Source organism: Mesotoga sp. HF07.pep.5.2.highcov (genome assembly GCF_003666285.1).
In the GTDB taxonomy this organism is placed as follows: domain Bacteria; phylum Thermotogota; class Thermotogae; order Petrotogales; family Kosmotogaceae; genus Mesotoga; species Mesotoga prima.
This window is the reverse complement of record NZ_JFHJ01000007.1, coordinates 1-924: the sequence shown is the minus strand read 5'-3', so window position 1 is coordinate 924 and position 924 is coordinate 1. Positions and strand designations below refer to the sequence as shown.

The window sequence follows — 924 nt, the reverse complement described above, 5'->3', positions numbered from 1 at the left end:
GAGATTTTCCTCTTTTCAGGTTTAGATAGGCCTGTGAGTATTCCCCATATATCTTTAAATGTGAACAACAAAACGGCAAAGAAAGTTGCCAGATGAAGCACCGCAAAAAATGCTGCTTTTGATTCTGAATCAAGAGGAACTTTGAGAAAACTGGAGAAGATTGTTAGATGACCAGACGACGAAACGGGAAGAAATTCCGTAGCACCTTGTACTGCGCCTAGAATTAGATAGCTTAGTGTTTCAGACACTGAAACCCTCCTCTTCGCTTATGCTTTCAAAAGAGATCCCCTTTTCCCCAAGAATGTCAGCGATCAAGCTTATGTCTGACTCATCTGTTCTTATTACAACTCGCTTGAATTCCTTACTTTCTGCGGTCGAAGTGATAATAGAGAGAATGTTAACCTCCCTTTCTGCAAGAAAATCAACTACATCTCTCAGAGCGCCCGGCTTGTCCTCGAGAATTATCGAGATTCTGGCACCGGGTCTATCCATAGCAGTAAATTCCATTAAACCTTCCAAAATTTCGAAAACACCAATTGCCCCTACGACGACAAAATCGTCATTGACTACTGGAAGGACATAGTCATGACTCTCAATAAGCATTAGCGCGGCATCTTCTATGAAATCGGAGTCACGGCAGTAAAACACCGGCTCAACAACAATTTCAGAGAGTTTTCTTGAAAGATCAAAGTCATCGATCGCATCCAACCTTGCAGTCCCAGACAGTCTTCCTTCTTTATCAACGGAGATTATGTTTGTGAGTCCCGCTAATGCTTTGACACTGAAGACATCCTCAAGAGTTGAACTTTCCTCGAAAACCGGGTAGGTTCTGTTAATCCACTTCTCAATATTCATAAAACCGCCTCTTTCCATCGTTAAGCCTTTTATTTGATAAGCCTAACAATTATAATTGTAACAACATAG

Annotated in this window: 2 protein-coding genes; both read right to left on the bottom strand. The window is 41.3% G+C overall.

Translation table 11 applies throughout. From position 1 onward, the window contains the following. On the bottom strand, positions 1-248 hold a 248-nt coding region (locus tag BG32_RS00190), incomplete at its 3' end, for an undecaprenyl-diphosphate phosphatase (protein WP_147434758.1). Further along, positions 241-855: an ACT domain-containing protein gene (locus tag BG32_RS00185; protein ID WP_006492315.1), complete on the bottom strand. Its 615-nt coding sequence runs from the start codon at positions 853-855 to the stop codon at positions 241-243. The genes BG32_RS00190 and BG32_RS00185, both read right to left, overlap by 8 nt. Positions 856-924 lie beyond the last annotated feature (69 nt).